Genomic DNA, 14,743 nt, shown 5'->3' with positions numbered 1-14,743 from the left:
CGGTTCAGACGGCGCTGGCTTCGTCGTGCAGCGCAGTGGCGGGTTCGGACTGGGCGGCGTCGTGCGCAGCCTGCGAGGCGCGCCAGGCGGCATTCGGGCTGATGCCGTTGAGGTAGTAGTTACCCAGCGCCCGCTCGCGGTAGATCGCCGGGTTGTGCGAGGCCAGCGTGCGCGCGTTGCGCCAGTGCCGGTCCAGGCGCCGCGACTGGCTGGTGGCCGAGGCACCGCCGACTTCGAACAACAGCGTGGTGGCCTCCAGCACCTGCTCCAGCACGATCTGCTGCGCCTGAAAGGCGCGCACTTCGGCCTCGGTGTAATGGGCTTCGCTGGCCTGCCCGGCACGTTCGGCCTCGTAGACGTTCTGCAACACCTGGGCGACCGCCAGCACCTGGGTCTGCGCGGCATAGGCCAGGCTCGACAGGCGGCCGACGACGCGTTGCACCAGCGGATCTTCCTTGGGGCTGGACTGGCCCGGCACGCCAAAGGCGCGGGTCCGGCCCTGAACGAACTCGCTGGCATCGCGCAGCACCGCCCGGGCGATCCCGGCCAGGGTCGCCAGGTGAAACAGCTGATAGAACGCCGAAATGTAGGACTCGGGACGCTGCTCGCCGGCTGCATAGCGGCGCAACACGTACTCGGACGGCACCGGGACATTGTCGAAACGCGTGGTGCCGCTGCCCGACAGGCGCTGGCCGAAGCCGTCCCAGTCGTCGTCGCGGCTCACGCCGGGCGCGGTGGTCGGCACCGAGACGCTGACGAAGTCCTCACCGGTCAGCGCCGACACGGCGATCCAGTCGGCGTACAGGGTGCCGGTGCAGTAGAACTTCTTGCCGTCCAGACGCCAGCGCTGCTCACCTTCGGCCGTCAGCGTCACGCTCTGCTTGCTGGTGTCGGTACGCTCGGCCATGGCCGCGCCCCACAGATCACCGGCAACCACCTTGCCCAGCCAGTACGCCTGGGACTCGGCTTCGTCGCGGGACAGACGGCCTTCGACGAAGCCGAAATGCGCGCGCAGGATGTGCGGCAGGTTCGAGTCGGCCTCGGCCAGCTCGATCAGCAGCTCGAACAATTGCGGCAGGCTGGCGCCACCGCCGCCCTGCTCGCGAGGCACGCGCAGCGCCCCGAAGCCGGCCTCACGCAGCCAGTTCACCGCATCGAAGGCCAGCTCGCGCTGCTGCTCGCGGGCCAGCGCAGTGTCCTCGATGCGCGTGAAGATCTCGGCAAAGGGGGCCCGCAGACGGGCGTAGTCGGAAGCCAGCGGAAAACCGCCGGTACGCTGTTCAACACTCATGATCATTCCTTGCGTCATCGGGCTGCCGAGCAGCCATGAAAATTCGGGTCATGCGGACTTCACTCGCGGGTCGACCCAGTGGTTGATCAGGTCCACCACCAGGTTCACCGCCACATAGATCGCCGCCGCCAACAGGGTGATGCCCAAGACCATGGGCACGTCCTTGGCATTGGCGGCATCGAGCATCAGCCGGCCGATGCCTTGGCGGGAAAACAGCAACTCCACGATCACCGCCCCGCCCAGCAGGCTGGCGAACACGAAGCCGGCCAGGGTCACCAGTGGCACTAGCGCATGGCGCAGGGCGTGGCGCAGGCGCACGCCGGTTTCGGACATGCCCCGGGCGCGCGCCATGGCGATGAAGGGTTGGTCGAGAATGTCTTCCAGTTCCTGACGCAGCACCTGGGTCAGTACGGCGGCGAGTGGTAGGGCCAGAGCCAAGGTCGGCAGGATCAGCGACTGCCAACTGCCCGATCCGGAAGGCGGCAGTACATGCCAGTGAAAAGCGAACACCAGCAGCAACAGGATGCCGATGACGAACGAAGGCGCCGACGACAGCACCAGCTCGGTTCCCGACACCAGCGAGCGCACCCACGGGCTGCGCTTGGCCGTGGTGATCGCGCTGATGACCGACAGCAGCACGGCCACCAGCGCCGCGCAGATCGACAGCTGCACCGTGGCGCCGATCTGTGCGCCAATCGCCCGCGTGACCGGAATGCGCAGGCGATAGGACTCGCCCAGATCGCCCTGGACCAGGCGGGCGATGTAGTGGCCGTACTGCACGATCAGCGGCTGATCCAGGCCGTACTCGGCGCGCACCCGCACGATCATCTCCGGGGTCGGCATGGATTCCGGGCCGCCGAGAATGGCCAGTGCGGGGTCGCCACCGCTGAGGTTGATGGCCAGAAAGGTCAGGCTGGCCGCGCCCCACAGCACCCCGACGCCGGCCAGCAGCCGCCAGAAAATCCTGATTGCGATACTGTTCATTCAGCCTCCGGTTGCAGCCACAGGCTGGGCAGGAAAACGGTGTTGTGGGAGGTGTCGAAGATCACCCCCGAAAGGCGTTTGGAATACGCCACCAGTACATGGCTCTCGAACGACGGCACCACCGGCACTAACTCGGCCAGACGCTGCTGTGCCTTGCTGTACAGCGGTTGCAACTGCGCTGGATCGTGACTGCGCCGTGCCGCGGCCAACAGTCGATCCAGCTCGGGATCGCGAAAGCGACCGGCGTTCTGGCCGATGCGTTTTTCCGACGTGATGGAGTCGCTGTGGTAGAGGATGTACAGGCCGTCCGGTGTATTGGTGTGCCAGTAACCGCCGCCAATCATCTGGAAATCGCCGGCATAGCGGCGGTCGGTCGCCTGCGCCACCGGCAGCAGTTCGATGCGCAGCTGGAAACCGAGCTTTTTCAGGTCCGCCTGAATCGCCACCGCCACGGCGCTGGAGAAGCTCGGGCTCTCGGTGGCCAACAGCGTTGCCCCCAGCCGCTGGCCGTTGCGGGTGCGATACCCCTCAGGGTCGCGCGCGGTCCAGCCCGCCTCGTCGAGGGCAGCGTTGGCCGCCTTGGGGTCGTAGGCCAGCACGTCCTTGTAGGCCGGGTCGTAATAGCGCGTATTGGCGGCGAGGAAATCAGCCTTGGGCCGGAACTCGCCGAAACCGATGATCCAGGCCAGGCCCTCGCGGTCGATGCCCTTGGCCACCGCACGACGCACGCGCACATCGTCGAACGGCGCCTTTTCCACGTTGAAGGTCAGGCTGCGAAACGGATTGCCCTTGCGAATGCGGCTGCGCAGGGTCAGCGCCGTCGACTCGCGAATGCCCTTGGCATTCTGCGGCGGCGCATCCAGGGTCAGGTCGGACTGTCCGGCCTCCAGTGAGGTGAAGCGGATCATCGCCTCGGGCACGAAGCTCAGCTCGATGCGGTCGAGGTAGGCTTCGCCCTGGTGGCGTGTGACTGGCGGGGACCAGTCATAGCCTTCGCGGCGCACGAACACCGCGCCTTGGTCGCGGGTGTAGCTGTGCAGCACGAACGGTCCGGAGCCGACTGGATGCTCGGCGATCGATTTCGGCGCTTCGAGAATCTGCTTCGGCGAAATCATCCCCAACCAGGATTGCGCGAGCACGTCGAGAAACGGCGAGTAGGGTTCGCGCAAGGTGGCTTCAAAGGTGTATTCGTCGAGCACACGCCCCTGCACGTAGGGCGCGATGTAGGCCGCAGCCAGCGGTGATTTGGTGGCCGGATCGCGCATGTGCTCGAGGTTGATCTTCACTGCCTGGGCGTTGAAGGGCTCGCCATCGCTGAAGGTCACGCCCTCGCGCAGGTGGAACGTGTAGGTCAGGCCGTCGTCGGACACCTCCCACGATTTGGCCAGCCAGGGCGAGACGTTGCCCTGCTCGTCCTGATAGACCAGGCAGTCGTAGAGCACCCGCCCCAGCCACTGCACATTGCCATGGGAAATGGAGTGCACATCGAAGGTGCCGGTGTCGGCCGCGGTGGTCACCCGCAGGGTGCCGCCGCGCTTGCCCGGCCCGGCTTCGTGGTAGTCGCTGGCGGGATAGCTGATCAGGTCGCCGTCGACGACGCCATCGGTGCTCGGCGCGCGCGTGACCGGCGTACTGGTGGCATCTGTGCGGGGTACATCGGTACTGGGCGAACAGGCCGACAGCGCTAGCAACGTGCTGACGAGCGCGGTCCTGAGAAACACGAGTGTCATGAGCGGGCAGCCATCAGAAGTTATAGGTCACACCGGTGAACGCGCCGAAGCCATCCCCCGGATAGAGCGCGGCCGTGTCCTGCCCCTGCGCGTTGTAGCCGGGCACGATGGCCGTCACGTAGTCCTTGTCGCCCAGGTTCTTCAGGTCCACATAGGCCTGCCACTGCTTGCTCGGTGCGTCGTAGCCCAGGCGTGCACCGAAAATCGTGTAGGACGGCGCATTGAAGGTGTTGGCGTAGTCCACCGCCGTGCTGGACACGGACCGGACGTTGACGCCTGCGTAGAAGCCGTTGGCGTACTGGTATTGCAGCTCGGCCTGGTAGATGTGCTTGGGCAAACCGGGGAGTTCGTTCCTGCTGAACGAGGGGTCGTGGCGATAGTAGAAGTCGTTCAGCGTGTAAGCCTGGCGCCAGCTAAGGACGTCGCCATTGCTGCCCTGCCAGAGTCGTGTGGTCAGCCCCGCTTCGATGCCCTGGTGAATGGTCGGGGTGGCGTTGGAGGTCGTGACGATCGCCGCGCTGGTACCGGTGGCGGCGGCAATCTGGGTCGTCAGCAGTTCGTTCTTGATCCAGGAGCGGTACAGCACCAGGCTGCCATCGAAGCGCTCGGACTGGCCGCGGATACCGAACTCCACGGTGTTGGCGGTCTGCGGCACCAATGGCTTGATGTAGTTGTTGGTCACCCCGGAATTGGAGATCGACCACGAGCTGGGCGGGTCGATGGAGCGGCTGACGTTGCCGAACACCTGCAGGTTCGGCGTTAGCTCGTAACGCAGCCCGGCCCGGGGTGCCAGGGACCAATCGTCATAGTCGTAACGCGTGGGGAAGCCGCTGGTGTTGGCGCGGTCGCTGAACGTCACGTCGATGTCGCGCTCGATCTGGATCGCCGAAACGCCGGTGCTCAGGTACAACCGGTCGGTCAGCCCCAGGTCGTTGCCCACGGTGAAGACACGGTCGGACGAGCCGTCGTACTTGACGTTCTTCTGCAGGATGCCGAGGTCCTTGTCACCGCGGTAGGTCTTGGCGCCGGCATTCAGGTGCTCGGTGCTGGTGAAGCCCAGGGTGGTGGTGCTGTCCAGCCCGAACAGTTGATCGTTGCGGGTGTATTTGAGCGAGGCGTTAAGGTCGCTCCAGTCCCAGTAATTCGGGTTGACCGGGCTGCGCCGATTGAGGATCTGCGGGTAGTCGTGGTAGCCGATGCCGAATTCCAGGGTCGCGTCGTCGTCGAAGGTGTAGGTGGTCTTGCTCGCCACCCAGGTCGACCCGCGCTTGGTGGAATCGCCGCGGCTGGTGCGCGTGGCCGCATTGGTCTGGGTGCTGTCGTGTTTGAGCTGGGCACGGGTCAAGGCCCCGGCATTCTCGTGGAACTCCTCGCGATAGCGCACGATCAGGCGGGTCTGCAGCTTCGGGCTGAAGCGGTAGCCGAAATTGCCCACCACGCCTTGGGACTTGCTGAAGGTGTAATCCTGATAACCATCGCGTCGAGCGTTGTCGACGCTGACGAAGTAATCCGCATCGCCCACCACACCACCGGTGCGCAGGGTCTGTTTCTGCCAGCCGAAGCTGCCGCCCTCGAGCTTGATCTGGCTGCCCGGCGCGCTGTAGCCGGTGTGGGTGATGAAGTTGATGCCACCGCCCAACGACAAGGCGCCGTACTCGAACGCATTGGCGCCGCGCAGGATCTCGGTGTACTGCAGGCCTTGCCCGTCCAGCAGCTCGTACGGCGTGCCCCCGGCGCCGGTCAGGGCCAAGCCGTCGAAGAGAAACTTGGTGCCTTCGCGAAAGTAGCCAGGCGAAGCATTCGCGTCGGAACCACGGATGGAAATCTTGATCGCGTCATTGCCCCCCGCCGACTGCGCGTACACGCCAGGCTGGTAGGCCAGGGTGTCTTCGAGGCTGGCCGAACGGCCCTTATTGACCTCGGCCTGGTCGACCAGGCTGGTGCTACCGGGCACTTCCGCAAGCCTGGCCCGCGCCTGCTCGACCGGTGTCGCCTTGGCCGCCTGCACGGTGACCGTTTGCAAGCGTTGCTCGGCCGTATCGGCCAGCGCCGGCGTGACGTTGAACAACAGGCAGGCGCTCAGGCCCGAGGCAAGTTCGGTATAGCGAAAAGCGCTGCTGCGCCGATTGTTCAATGACGGCGTAAAGGCATGTAACTTCAACGGTGTTGCTCCCACCCAATGAATATAAGGCGAGCTTCTATTGGTATAGTCGGACTCGGGTGATGACGTCTGCGACCTCATCGATAAAGTTGGAGATTGCAGTGTTCGTGCCAATCACCAAGTGCCCTGAACAGGGAACTTTTTTGATATCAGATAGCGGCTGGATGTTTGAAATGGCCGCAACTGCTTAGTGACTGTTGCCCCAGCAACACTTGTGAGAGATAGCCCCCCGTAGGAGCGGTCCGTGGCCGCGAAGGGCGCGATTCGGTCTGCCTGATACACCACAGCGCCCCTTTCGCGGCCAATGACCGCTCCTACGGTAGGCATTGAATTACCGGAAGCTGTACTGCACCCCCGCATACGCACCTATACCATCCCCCGGAATGATCGCCCTGACATCACTGCCATTGGCATTGAACGTCGGGCTGATGGAGGCGGCGTACTTCTCGTCGGTCAAATTGCGCAGGTCCAGATAGACATTCCAGTCCTTCTTCGGTGAATCCCAGCCCAGTATCGCGCCCCACAGGTTGTAAGAACCGGCGTCCTTGGTGTTGGCAAAATCCACCGGTGTCTTGGAGGCGTAGTACGTATTCACTCCCACATAAACGCCATTGCTGAAGTCATAACGCAGTTCAGCCTGGTAATTGTGCTTGGGAATGCCGGGCAACCGATTGCTGCCGAACTGTTCGTCGTCGCGGTAGAAGAAGTCGCTGTAGGTATAGGACTGACGCAGGTGCAATGAATCGCCGTCGTTCTGGTACAGCAGAGAATCCAGACCCAGTTCCACCCCCTGGTGAATGGTCTTGCTGGCGTTGTATTCGGAGGTCAGCGCATCGGCGGTGGATGTGGCCTCTCTGATGATCACCGAGAGCAGCTCATCCTGCACGTGGGACCGATAGAACGTCAGGTCCCAGTTGTTGTTGCCGATCTGCCCACGGGTACCGAATTCCAACGTATCGGCAATCTGTGGTTCAAGTTTCTGTCCACCGGAGTTGAGCCCGGTGGCCGGCCCGGACGTGAACACCTGCGCACCGGATACATAAGCCCACGATTGCTGGGCCTCGACCGTGCGACTGAGGTTGCCGAACAGCTGCCAGTTAGGGTTGATCTGGTAACGCACGCCCACCCTGGGGGCAAACTCCCAGTCGTTCTTTTCGACGGGGTTGTTGGGGTTGTCGGCCTCGCCACCCACCGGATACGACACCTTGGCCTTGCGCTGGAACTCCACGGCGGAAAGCCCTGCACTGAGCCACAGCGTGTTGTCGATCCACTCGGTTTCATTGCTGGCACTCAACACGGTGTCGGAGCCTTCGTACTCAGCCTTGCGCACCAATGCCCCGGACGGCAGGTTGGCGGTGATACCGGAAGGAATCCGCACCTTGGTCTTGGCGTAAGCATTCAAATGCTCGGTCCGCAGGGCGTTGAATCGAGTGATGCTGTTCTTGCCGAACAACGTATCCAGGCGGTCGTATTTCAAACTGGCGGAATAATCGCTGAAGCCCCAGGTCGTGCGGTTGACGCCCTGTCGCGCGTCGATTGGATAGTCGTGGTAGACCAATCCCACTTCCAGGTTGGAATCGTCATCGAAGGTGTATTGGGTCTTGCTCGCTACCCAGGTCGAACCTGGCTGTTTGCGATGCGCACGTACGTTCACACTGGCCGGGTTGGCCTGCTCGGGATCGTCCTTGAGTTGCGCGCGGGTGATGTAACCAGGCGTCTCGTTATCGGTGGTGCGATAGCGGTAGTAGAGACGGGATTTCAACTGCGGCGAAAACTGGTAGCCGACATTGCCGGCGAAACCGGCGCTCTTGCCTTGGGTTTGATCCTGAAAGCCGTCCGACGCCGAGTCGGTGAGGCTGACGTAATAGTCGAGCGGGCCCAGCACTTGCCCTGAACTGATCTGACGCTTTTGATAGCCGTAACTACCGGCCTCATAGCGCACTTGCAAGGGCGCGGAATTGTAGCCGGTCTTGGTCACGTAGTTGATCGCACCGCCCAGATACAATGAGCCGATATCGAAAGCATTGCCGCCGCGCAGCACTTCGGTATGGCTCAGGCCCAGCGGCTCGAACAGTTCATAGGGCGTACCGCCAGGCCCGGACACCGGCAGGCCGTCGAACAGGTAGAAGATGCCAGCGCGGAAATAACCCACGCCCTTGTTGATACCCGACCCACGAATGGAAATCCGTGTGCCGTCGTTGCTGCCGCCGCCCTGCGTAGCGATCACACCGGGCTGCAGAGCGAAGATATCGGTACTGGTCGACACGCGCCCCTTTTCTACGGTCGCTGAATCAACATAGTTGACCCCGCCTGCCACTTCCTTCAAAGCCGTTTCGGCGCGTTGGTTCTCGTCCAACCTGGCACCCTGAACAACTACGGTACTGAGTTGACTGGTCGGCTTCTGCTCGGCCGATTCGGTGACTGGTGCGGCATGAAGTTGGCCGATAAACAGCAATGTCGCCCCCGCGCCCAGCGCCGACGGCAAGCGACTGCGTGCCGTCGTTGATGCAATGACTTCCCCGTTCATTCCCTGCTCCTGCTTGACTCATATAACACCGCCCTGAAAAAAGACGGTGCTTATTTATTGGCAACAGGGTGATAGCAGAGAGCGTGCCAGCTATTGGGCGGCTGAAACTCGTTAAAACCGTACATTAGAGCGGCCAAGTGGCCGCCAGCACACACTTGGTGATGAACGACTGCCTCGATTCGAACACTTGAAACTTCACTACAACCCTGTCAACAAACACCTGATATAAATCATCCGTGGGAGCAGTCATCAGCCGCGAAGGCTTTACCGCAACTTACCCGACACACCGCAGCGATCCTTTCGCGGCCGGGGACCGCTCCTACAAAAAATACAATCGCACTCATTGGTGGGCGTGATCATCGTCCGCGAAGAATTCTTCACCTATTTATCGTGAACAATAAGCGCCTGGAGTCGTCAGCATGCCTATCGTCAATTTGGAACCCGAAGCCAACGACGGCGGGTTCCACCCTTACCAAGGAGGTCAACCATGCTCACCGATTGGGAAATGTGTATCCGCCTGCTGTTGGCTGCTCTGCTCGGCAGCCTGATCGGACTCGAACGCGAGCGGCTGCTGTGGGCCGCAGGCCTGCGTACTCACATGCTGGTGTGCGTGGGCTCGTGCCTGCTCATGATCGTATCGTCGTTCGGCTTTCAGGATGCCCTGGCCATGGCGCACACCGAACTCGACCCCTCGCGAGTGGCGGCGCAGGTGGTTTCAGGTATCGGTTTCCTGGGCGCCGGCTCGATCCTGCTGCGGGGCGAAGTGATTCGCGGACTCACCACAGCGGCCAGCCTCTGGACGGTCGCCGCCATCGGCCTGTCGGTAGGCGGTGGGCTGTACGTGGTCAGCACCGCCGCCACCTTTATCATTCTGGTGATCCTGATCGCCATAAAACCCATGGAACGAGTCTACCGCAACCGCGTGCAAGTCCACGTCATTAAACTCATCGCGCCATCGCAGACGCTGTCCCTGAAAAAGGTCAACGAAGTGATGGGCAACCGCGCGGGCAAGGTCAGACAATTCATCGTCGAAAAAGGCAATCGTGACGACACCGACAGCATCACCATCGAACTCAAACGCACTTCAGGCGCGCAGGCCAAGCAGATACTGGAGCAACTGCTGACCATTGATGGGGTTCAGGAGGATGCTTCCAGCCAGTGATGTTCCTGGTCGTCAAGTTGCAACGGCGTGAACTCCATACCGATGCTCGGCATTGGCCCATGTTTCGCCATGACGAACGACATACAACTGCATGAAACCTACCTCGCTCAGTCAAAGACGGCTGCTGTACCGGACTTCTTGCAATTTCATCCCGCCGCGTTCGAGCGTTCGTCGTGTTTCCGGCTCCTCTGCAAGTCCAGCGGCTTGATAAAACCTGATCGCCCGTACGTTTTCGACCAGTACCCACAGCGTGACTTTTTCATAGCCCTGCTCGGCCAGCCAGGCCAGGGCTTCCAGCCATAACCGCCGCCCCACTCCTGAGCCCCAATGCTCGGCGAGCACATACAAGGCCATCACTTCGCCTACCTGTTGAGGGTCTGCATCGTGGTCGCGGCTGGGCCCGAACGATATCCAGCCAACGACAGCGTCCGCCAACAAGGCGACCTGCACTTGCGAATCGTGCCCCGTGATGCTCTGTTCCCAGTTTGCCTGTCTCTGCAGCAAGGTCTGGTCCAGTCCGTCCAGATAAGCTTGATCCATCAAATCACGGTACGCCTGCTGCCAACTGCGGATATGCACATCAGCGATCTGCGCCGCATCTTCGAATGCTGCAGGCCGCACTACGGGCCAGTTGAACACCAGCGTGTCACACACCCCGAAGACATCGGAGCGACGATCGCCGACCAAGGTACGAACCAGACGAAACCCGACCGACTCCGCGAGCTGGCGGCTGGCGGTATTGGCCGAAGACGTCGTCAGGTACAAATGTGTTCCAGGCAACTGGGCAATCAGTGCCGTCAATGCTTCGCGCATCAAACCCCGGCCCTGCAACGATTGGTTCGCCCAGTAGCCTATCTCGTGGGAGCCATCGGGCTTGGGGGTGAATCCGATACACCCCACCAGTTGCTGCGGGTGCTCGCGAGTCAGCAGGAAGAACTTTTTCTCCGCATCGTGGCGGACGAAATCGCTCTGCGCTCGCTGCAGGGTGTCCAGCGTATCGGTCAGCTCCCAGCGGGGCCGGCTCCAAACCAGAAACAGACGATGGGTTTCGTAACTCGCGTTCAAGGCATCCGCCAAGAGCTGTGCCAGGGCAGGCTCAGGCGCCACAATCTGAACACGGGCCGTCAGTAAAGGCATCTGCCCTTCAGTGAATATGGCTTTGCTCTGGCTGCCTTGTGGTTCAACCGCTCGGAATTCCGTTTCCTGCATGTAATCGCCTCATCCTGGATCGGTAGCTGTAAGGTTCCTTTGAGTGGCGCACCCTAGCCATTCGGTGCGGGATGCGTAATACAGAATCGGTCACTCAAAACCGAAACGCAACGCCAGTCGTGACATTGAACGCATCCCCCGGGTAGAAATTGGCCGAATCCTGCCCGCGGGCGTCGTAGGTGGTGTTGGCTGCGGTGGCGTAGCGTTCGTCGGTCAAGTTGCGCATGTCCAGGAACACGTCCCAGCGTTTGCTTGGGGCTTCGAAGCCTACGCGGGCGCCGAGGATGGTGTAGGACGGCGCGCTGAAACTGTTGGCGTAGTCGATGAAGTAACTGGAGGCCGAACGCAGGTTGAGTTGGGCGTAGAAGCCTCCGGCCTGCTGGTACTGAAGCTCGGCCTGGTACACGTGGCGTGGCAGGCTGGGCAGTTCGTTGCCGCCGAAGGTGTTGTCGTGGCGATAGTAGAAATCGTTGAAGGTGTAGGCTTGGCGCAGGTTCAGCGTGTCGCCGTTCTCCCCTTCCCACAACAGCGCATTCAATCCCGCCTCGACGCCTTGGTGAATGGTCGGGCTGGCGTTGGACGAAGCCACCAGTTGGTCTTGATTGGCCGAGGCCTGACGCACCACCACGGACAGAATCTCGTCATCGATCCAAGAGCGATAGAACGTCAGGCTGCCATCGAAAATCCCGGCACTGGCACGTACGCCCAGCTCGGCCGTGGTGGCTTTCTGAGGTTTCACGTCGCGTATGAACGGCGAGCCGGTGCTGCCCAACTGCCAGGTCACGGGCGGGTCTATGGAGCGGCTGACGTTGCCGAACAGCTGGATGTCCGGCGTCAGTTCATACCGCAGGCCCAGCCGCGGCGCGGTGTCCCATTCGGAGTAGTTCACGCCATCGGGAAACTCGCTGGTGTTCACCCCGGTGGTGTATTCGATCTCGGCCTTGCGCTTGATATTGATGAAAGAAAGCCCGGTGGACAGCCAGGTTCTGTCGTTGAGCTGCAGCTCGTTGCCCAGCGCCAGCACGCTGTCGCGCGAGCCGGTGTACTTTGTGTACTGCAACAGTTGCCCGGTGCTGCGGCTGTGGGATTTGACATCGCCCAGGTAGGCCAGCGTATTGCTGAAGGTGATGCTGCTGTCGCTGGGCAAGCCGAACAGTTCGTCGTGGGCGCGGCGATAGCGCAGCACCACGCTGGTGTCCTTGGAGCGCCAGTCCTGTGGCGAAACCGAATACCGCCAGCCGTTAAGCAACGGGTAGTCGTTGTACCCCAGGCCCACTTCCAGGGTCGAGTCGTCGTCGAACCTGTAGGTGGTGTTGCTGCCCAGCAAGGTGGTGCCGTCCTTCTTGCGACCAGTGGGGACGTCGTTGCTGCGCGGATCATGCTTGAGCTGGGCTCGGGTCAAGGTGTTGCCGTTGGTGAGCTGTTCTTCGCGGTAGCGCAGAAAGAAACGCGTTTCCAGTTTGGGGCTGAACACATGGCCGAAGTTGGCGATCAGGTCGCGGCCCTTGTTGGCCGTGTTGTCCTGATAGCCGTCGCGTTCGTTGTGCAGCACGCTCACGTAGTAATCGCTGTCGCCGACCACGCCACCGGTGCTCAGTTGCTGTTTGCGATAGCCGAAACTGCCGACTTCGAACCGTGCGTAGTTGCCTGGGGACGTGCGTCCGGTGCGGCTGACGAAGTTGATCGCGCCACCCAGCGACAGCGCCGTGTGCTTGAAGGCGTTGGCGCCGTACAGCACTTCGGTGTGATCGACTGCGGCCATGTTCAGCAGGTCTTCCTGAGTCCCGCCCGGCCCGGTGATCGGCAGTCCGTCGTAGAGGAATTTGATGCCCAGGGCATAGCCCTGATAGAAGGTATTCAAACCCGAACCGCGAATCGAAATCTTGTTGGCACCGGTGCCGCTGGTGGCCTGCGCGAACACCCCCGGTTGTAGCGCAAGTACGTCTTCGGCATTGGAGGCACGGCCTTTCTCGACTTCTTTCATGTCGACGACCGCGGTGGTACCGGGGGTCTTGTCCAGTTCGACCTTGGCCTTTTGCGCTTCGCTGCGCGCCGCGCCCGTCACCACCACCGTGGACAGCTGGGTATCCTCGGCGTGGGCCAGACCCAAACTGGTGGCGGTGAACAATGCCACGCTGCTTGATACGAAAGCGCGATATGAACCACTGGGCTTGCGGCCCGATGTTGAACCCATGGATGAAGCTCCTGAACGCTACGAAAAGATGAGGAGCCTCTATTCGTATAGTCGCGCTCGCAGGGGCTTGAGCAGCTATCGTGCCAATCCGGAAAAAGCCGAACACTGGCCATACAGGCAGCATTGGCGCTGCAAAGTGATGCAACTTGTCGCCCAGGTGTTGATAGACGAACAGTTGGTTGCAGGCTTGCAACGATATAGAAACGAAAAAGCCCACGCTGACCTGATCAGCGTGGGCTTTTCTACAACCGTGTTACGTGTGCGGATCGATTAGACCGCAGCAACGACCTTGGCAGGTGGCTGAGTACGACGACCCAGTACACCGGCACCGGCGGCTACCAGACCCGAGATCACCAGGGTGATCAGCAGGATCCAGGCGCCTTGCGAAACGCGCTTGGCGGCCACTTCGGCAGCTTCACGGGCTTTCTGCTCGGCCTGAGCTTTCAGTTCCTGATACTTGGCATAAGCCTGACGGTAGCTGGCCTGGGCCTGATCGACGATCTGGTTGGCTTCAGCATCAGTCTTGTTGCCACGTGCCTTGATCAGATTGACCAGTGCTTCGCGGTCAGCAGCATCCCAAGCCTGGTCGCCCTTGGCCTTGATGCGATCCATCAGGCCAGACAACTGGTTGTCGGCTTGCTGAGGGTTCTCGGCGCTGCGCTGAGCGGTGTTCTGCGCGTCTTGTTGAGTCGCCTGAGCTTCCTGCTTGACGTTGTCGGGGTTCAGTTCAGGCTTGCCGGTCTGACGCATGGCCAACTCGAGTTCGCCCTGGATGTCGTCCAGATTGAATTCGATACCCTGCTGACGCAGTTGATCCTGAATCTTGTCGCCCAGTGCGGGAGCGACTTGAGCAATGCCACTGCCCAGCGCCGACATGCCGCTGCCAGCCAGGTTCAGACCGCCACGGACAACGCCGGTGACTGCGCTGGAAACCAGGTAGACAGTGATGAGCGAAACGCTCGCCCAGACCAGCAGACCGTGGAAAGCGCCTTCGCGCTGTGCCAGACGGCCAGCAGCCCAACCGCCCACGAACAGCGAGATGACCGCGCTGACCACGACCCAGATACCGGCACCGGTGCCGATGCCCGACAGCGGATTGGCTTCTTGCATTGGATCAATGGTGGCTGTACCGATGGCGGTACCCAACAGGTTGAGCAACAGCGAAACCACCATGGCGAGTACCACACCGGCGAGAATCGCACTCCACGAAATTCGCTTGAGCAACGGCGCGGTTGTGGCGTGGTCATGGTAGACCGGGGTGGTGTAGCCGTCTGGAGCGATACGGTCATCGCGGATCATGATTGTAGTCCTTTGGGTCAGTGGCAGAACGAGTAGGTGAACTCGCTTACAGCAATGACCAAGGGCTTCGTGAAAAAGTTTTATAAAAACATTGAATATCTTTTTTCGGCTGTATGGACCGGCTTGATAGGCGTGACTGGCCGCAGTCACCTTGGCTGGTTACTATGCCTATACAAGCCGTTGAAT

General features: G+C 61.4%; 10 protein-coding genes and 1 pseudogene. 2 read left to right on the top strand and 9 right to left on the bottom strand.

The features are described from left to right. Positions 1–4 precede the first annotated feature (4 nt). The 5 genes from ASF66_RS01485 to ASF66_RS01465 form a co-directional block, all read right to left on the bottom strand. The gene (locus tag ASF66_RS01485; protein ID WP_056842432.1) at positions 5–1,291 is read right to left on the bottom strand and encodes an acyl-CoA dehydrogenase family protein; all 1,287 of its coding nucleotides are present in this window, start codon (positions 1,289–1,291) and stop codon (positions 5–7) included. A gap of 48 nt (positions 1,292–1,339) precedes the next feature. Further along, positions 1,340–2,275 carry an ABC transporter permease gene (locus ASF66_RS01480; protein ID WP_056842431.1) on the bottom strand — a complete coding sequence of 312 codons (936 nt, stop codon included), beginning with the start codon at positions 2,273–2,275 and terminating at the stop codon, positions 1,340–1,342. Then, on the bottom strand, positions 2,272–4,005 hold the full coding sequence (locus ASF66_RS01475; protein WP_056842430.1) for an ABC transporter substrate-binding protein: 1,734 nt from the start codon (positions 4,003–4,005) through the stop codon (positions 2,272–2,274). The genes ASF66_RS01480 and ASF66_RS01475 overlap by 4 nt, the downstream gene beginning before the upstream one ends. A gap of 13 nt (positions 4,006–4,018) precedes the next feature. Next, entirely contained in the window at positions 4,019–6,166 is a 2,148-nt protein-coding gene (locus ASF66_RS01470; RefSeq protein WP_236707031.1) for a TonB-dependent receptor family protein, read from the bottom strand. A gap of 331 nt (positions 6,167–6,497) precedes the next feature. Further along, a complete protein-coding gene (locus ASF66_RS01465; protein ID WP_236707030.1) occupies positions 6,498–8,693 on the bottom strand; it encodes a TonB-dependent receptor family protein in 2,196 nt (731 codons plus the stop codon). Between the two features lie 487 nt (positions 8,694–9,180). Between ASF66_RS01465 and ASF66_RS01460 the strand changes: the two genes are divergently transcribed. Next, entirely contained in the window at positions 9,181–9,855 is a 675-nt protein-coding gene (locus tag ASF66_RS01460) for an MgtC/SapB family protein (RefSeq protein ID WP_043190299.1), read from the top strand. Positions 9,856–9,966: 111 nt separating this feature from the next. Here ASF66_RS01460 and ASF66_RS22815 read toward each other — a convergent pair whose 3' ends face one another. The 3 genes and pseudogenes from ASF66_RS22815 to ASF66_RS01450 form a co-directional block, all read right to left on the bottom strand. Continuing rightward, positions 9,967–10,494 carry a GNAT family N-acetyltransferase gene (locus ASF66_RS22815; protein WP_056843394.1) on the bottom strand — a complete coding sequence of 176 codons (528 nt, stop codon included), beginning with the start codon at positions 10,492–10,494 and terminating at the stop codon, positions 9,967–9,969. A 72-nt stretch (positions 10,495–10,566) separates the two neighbouring features. Further along, positions 10,567–10,992 (bottom strand): annotated as a pseudogene (locus tag ASF66_RS22810) (GNAT family N-acetyltransferase); the annotation flags it as partial. Positions 10,993–11,158: 166 nt separating this feature from the next. Continuing rightward, on the bottom strand, positions 11,159–13,258 hold the full coding sequence (locus ASF66_RS01450) for a TonB-dependent receptor family protein (protein WP_056842428.1): 2,100 nt from the start codon (positions 13,256–13,258) through the stop codon (positions 11,159–11,161). Here ASF66_RS01450 and ASF66_RS01445 point away from each other — a divergent pair. Next, a complete protein-coding gene (locus tag ASF66_RS01445; RefSeq protein WP_056842427.1) occupies positions 13,257–13,532 on the top strand; it encodes a hypothetical protein in 276 nt (91 codons plus the stop codon). The genes ASF66_RS01450 and ASF66_RS01445 overlap by 2 nt on opposite strands. Here the strand turns inward: ASF66_RS01445 and ASF66_RS01440 are convergent. Then, the gene (locus tag ASF66_RS01440) at positions 13,529–14,557 is read right to left on the bottom strand and encodes a hypothetical protein (RefSeq protein WP_049860019.1); all 1,029 of its coding nucleotides are present in this window, start codon (positions 14,555–14,557) and stop codon (positions 13,529–13,531) included. The two genes, ASF66_RS01445 and ASF66_RS01440, sit on opposite strands and share 4 nt — an antisense overlap. Between the last annotated feature and the right edge of the window lie 186 nt (positions 14,558–14,743).

This window comes from Pseudomonas sp. Leaf129 (assembly GCF_001423465.1).
GTDB lineage: Bacteria > Pseudomonadota > Gammaproteobacteria > Pseudomonadales > Pseudomonadaceae > Aquipseudomonas > Aquipseudomonas coleopterorum.
This window is presented reverse-complemented; position numbering and strand designations above follow the sequence as displayed.

Excerpts from the sequence above, each read along its gene's own strand:
- ASF66_RS01475 (WP_056842430.1), bottom strand. The coding sequence starts at position 4,005 with ATGACACTCGTGTTTCTCAGGACCGCGCTCGTCAGCACGTTGCTAGCG.
- ASF66_RS01450 (WP_056842428.1), bottom strand. The coding sequence starts at position 13,258 with ATGGGTTCAACATCGGGCCGCAAGCCCAGTGGTTCATATCGCGCTTTC.
- ASF66_RS01480 (WP_056842431.1), bottom strand. The coding sequence starts at position 2,275 with ATGAACAGTATCGCAATCAGGATTTTCTGGCGGCTGCTGGCCGGCGTC.
- ASF66_RS01485 (WP_056842432.1), bottom strand. The coding sequence starts at position 1,291 with ATGAGTGTTGAACAGCGTACCGGCGGTTTTCCGCTGGCTTCCGACTAC.
- ASF66_RS01465 (WP_236707030.1), bottom strand. The coding sequence starts at position 8,693 with ATGAACGGGGAAGTCATTGCATCAACGACGGCACGCAGTCGCTTGCCG.
- ASF66_RS01440 (WP_049860019.1), bottom strand. The coding sequence starts at position 14,557 with ATGATCCGCGATGACCGTATCGCTCCAGACGGCTACACCACCCCGGTC.
- ASF66_RS01460 (WP_043190299.1), top strand. The coding sequence starts at position 9,181 with ATGCTCACCGATTGGGAAATGTGTATCCGCCTGCTGTTGGCTGCTCTG.
- ASF66_RS01445 (WP_056842427.1), top strand. The coding sequence starts at position 13,257 with ATGGATGAAGCTCCTGAACGCTACGAAAAGATGAGGAGCCTCTATTCG.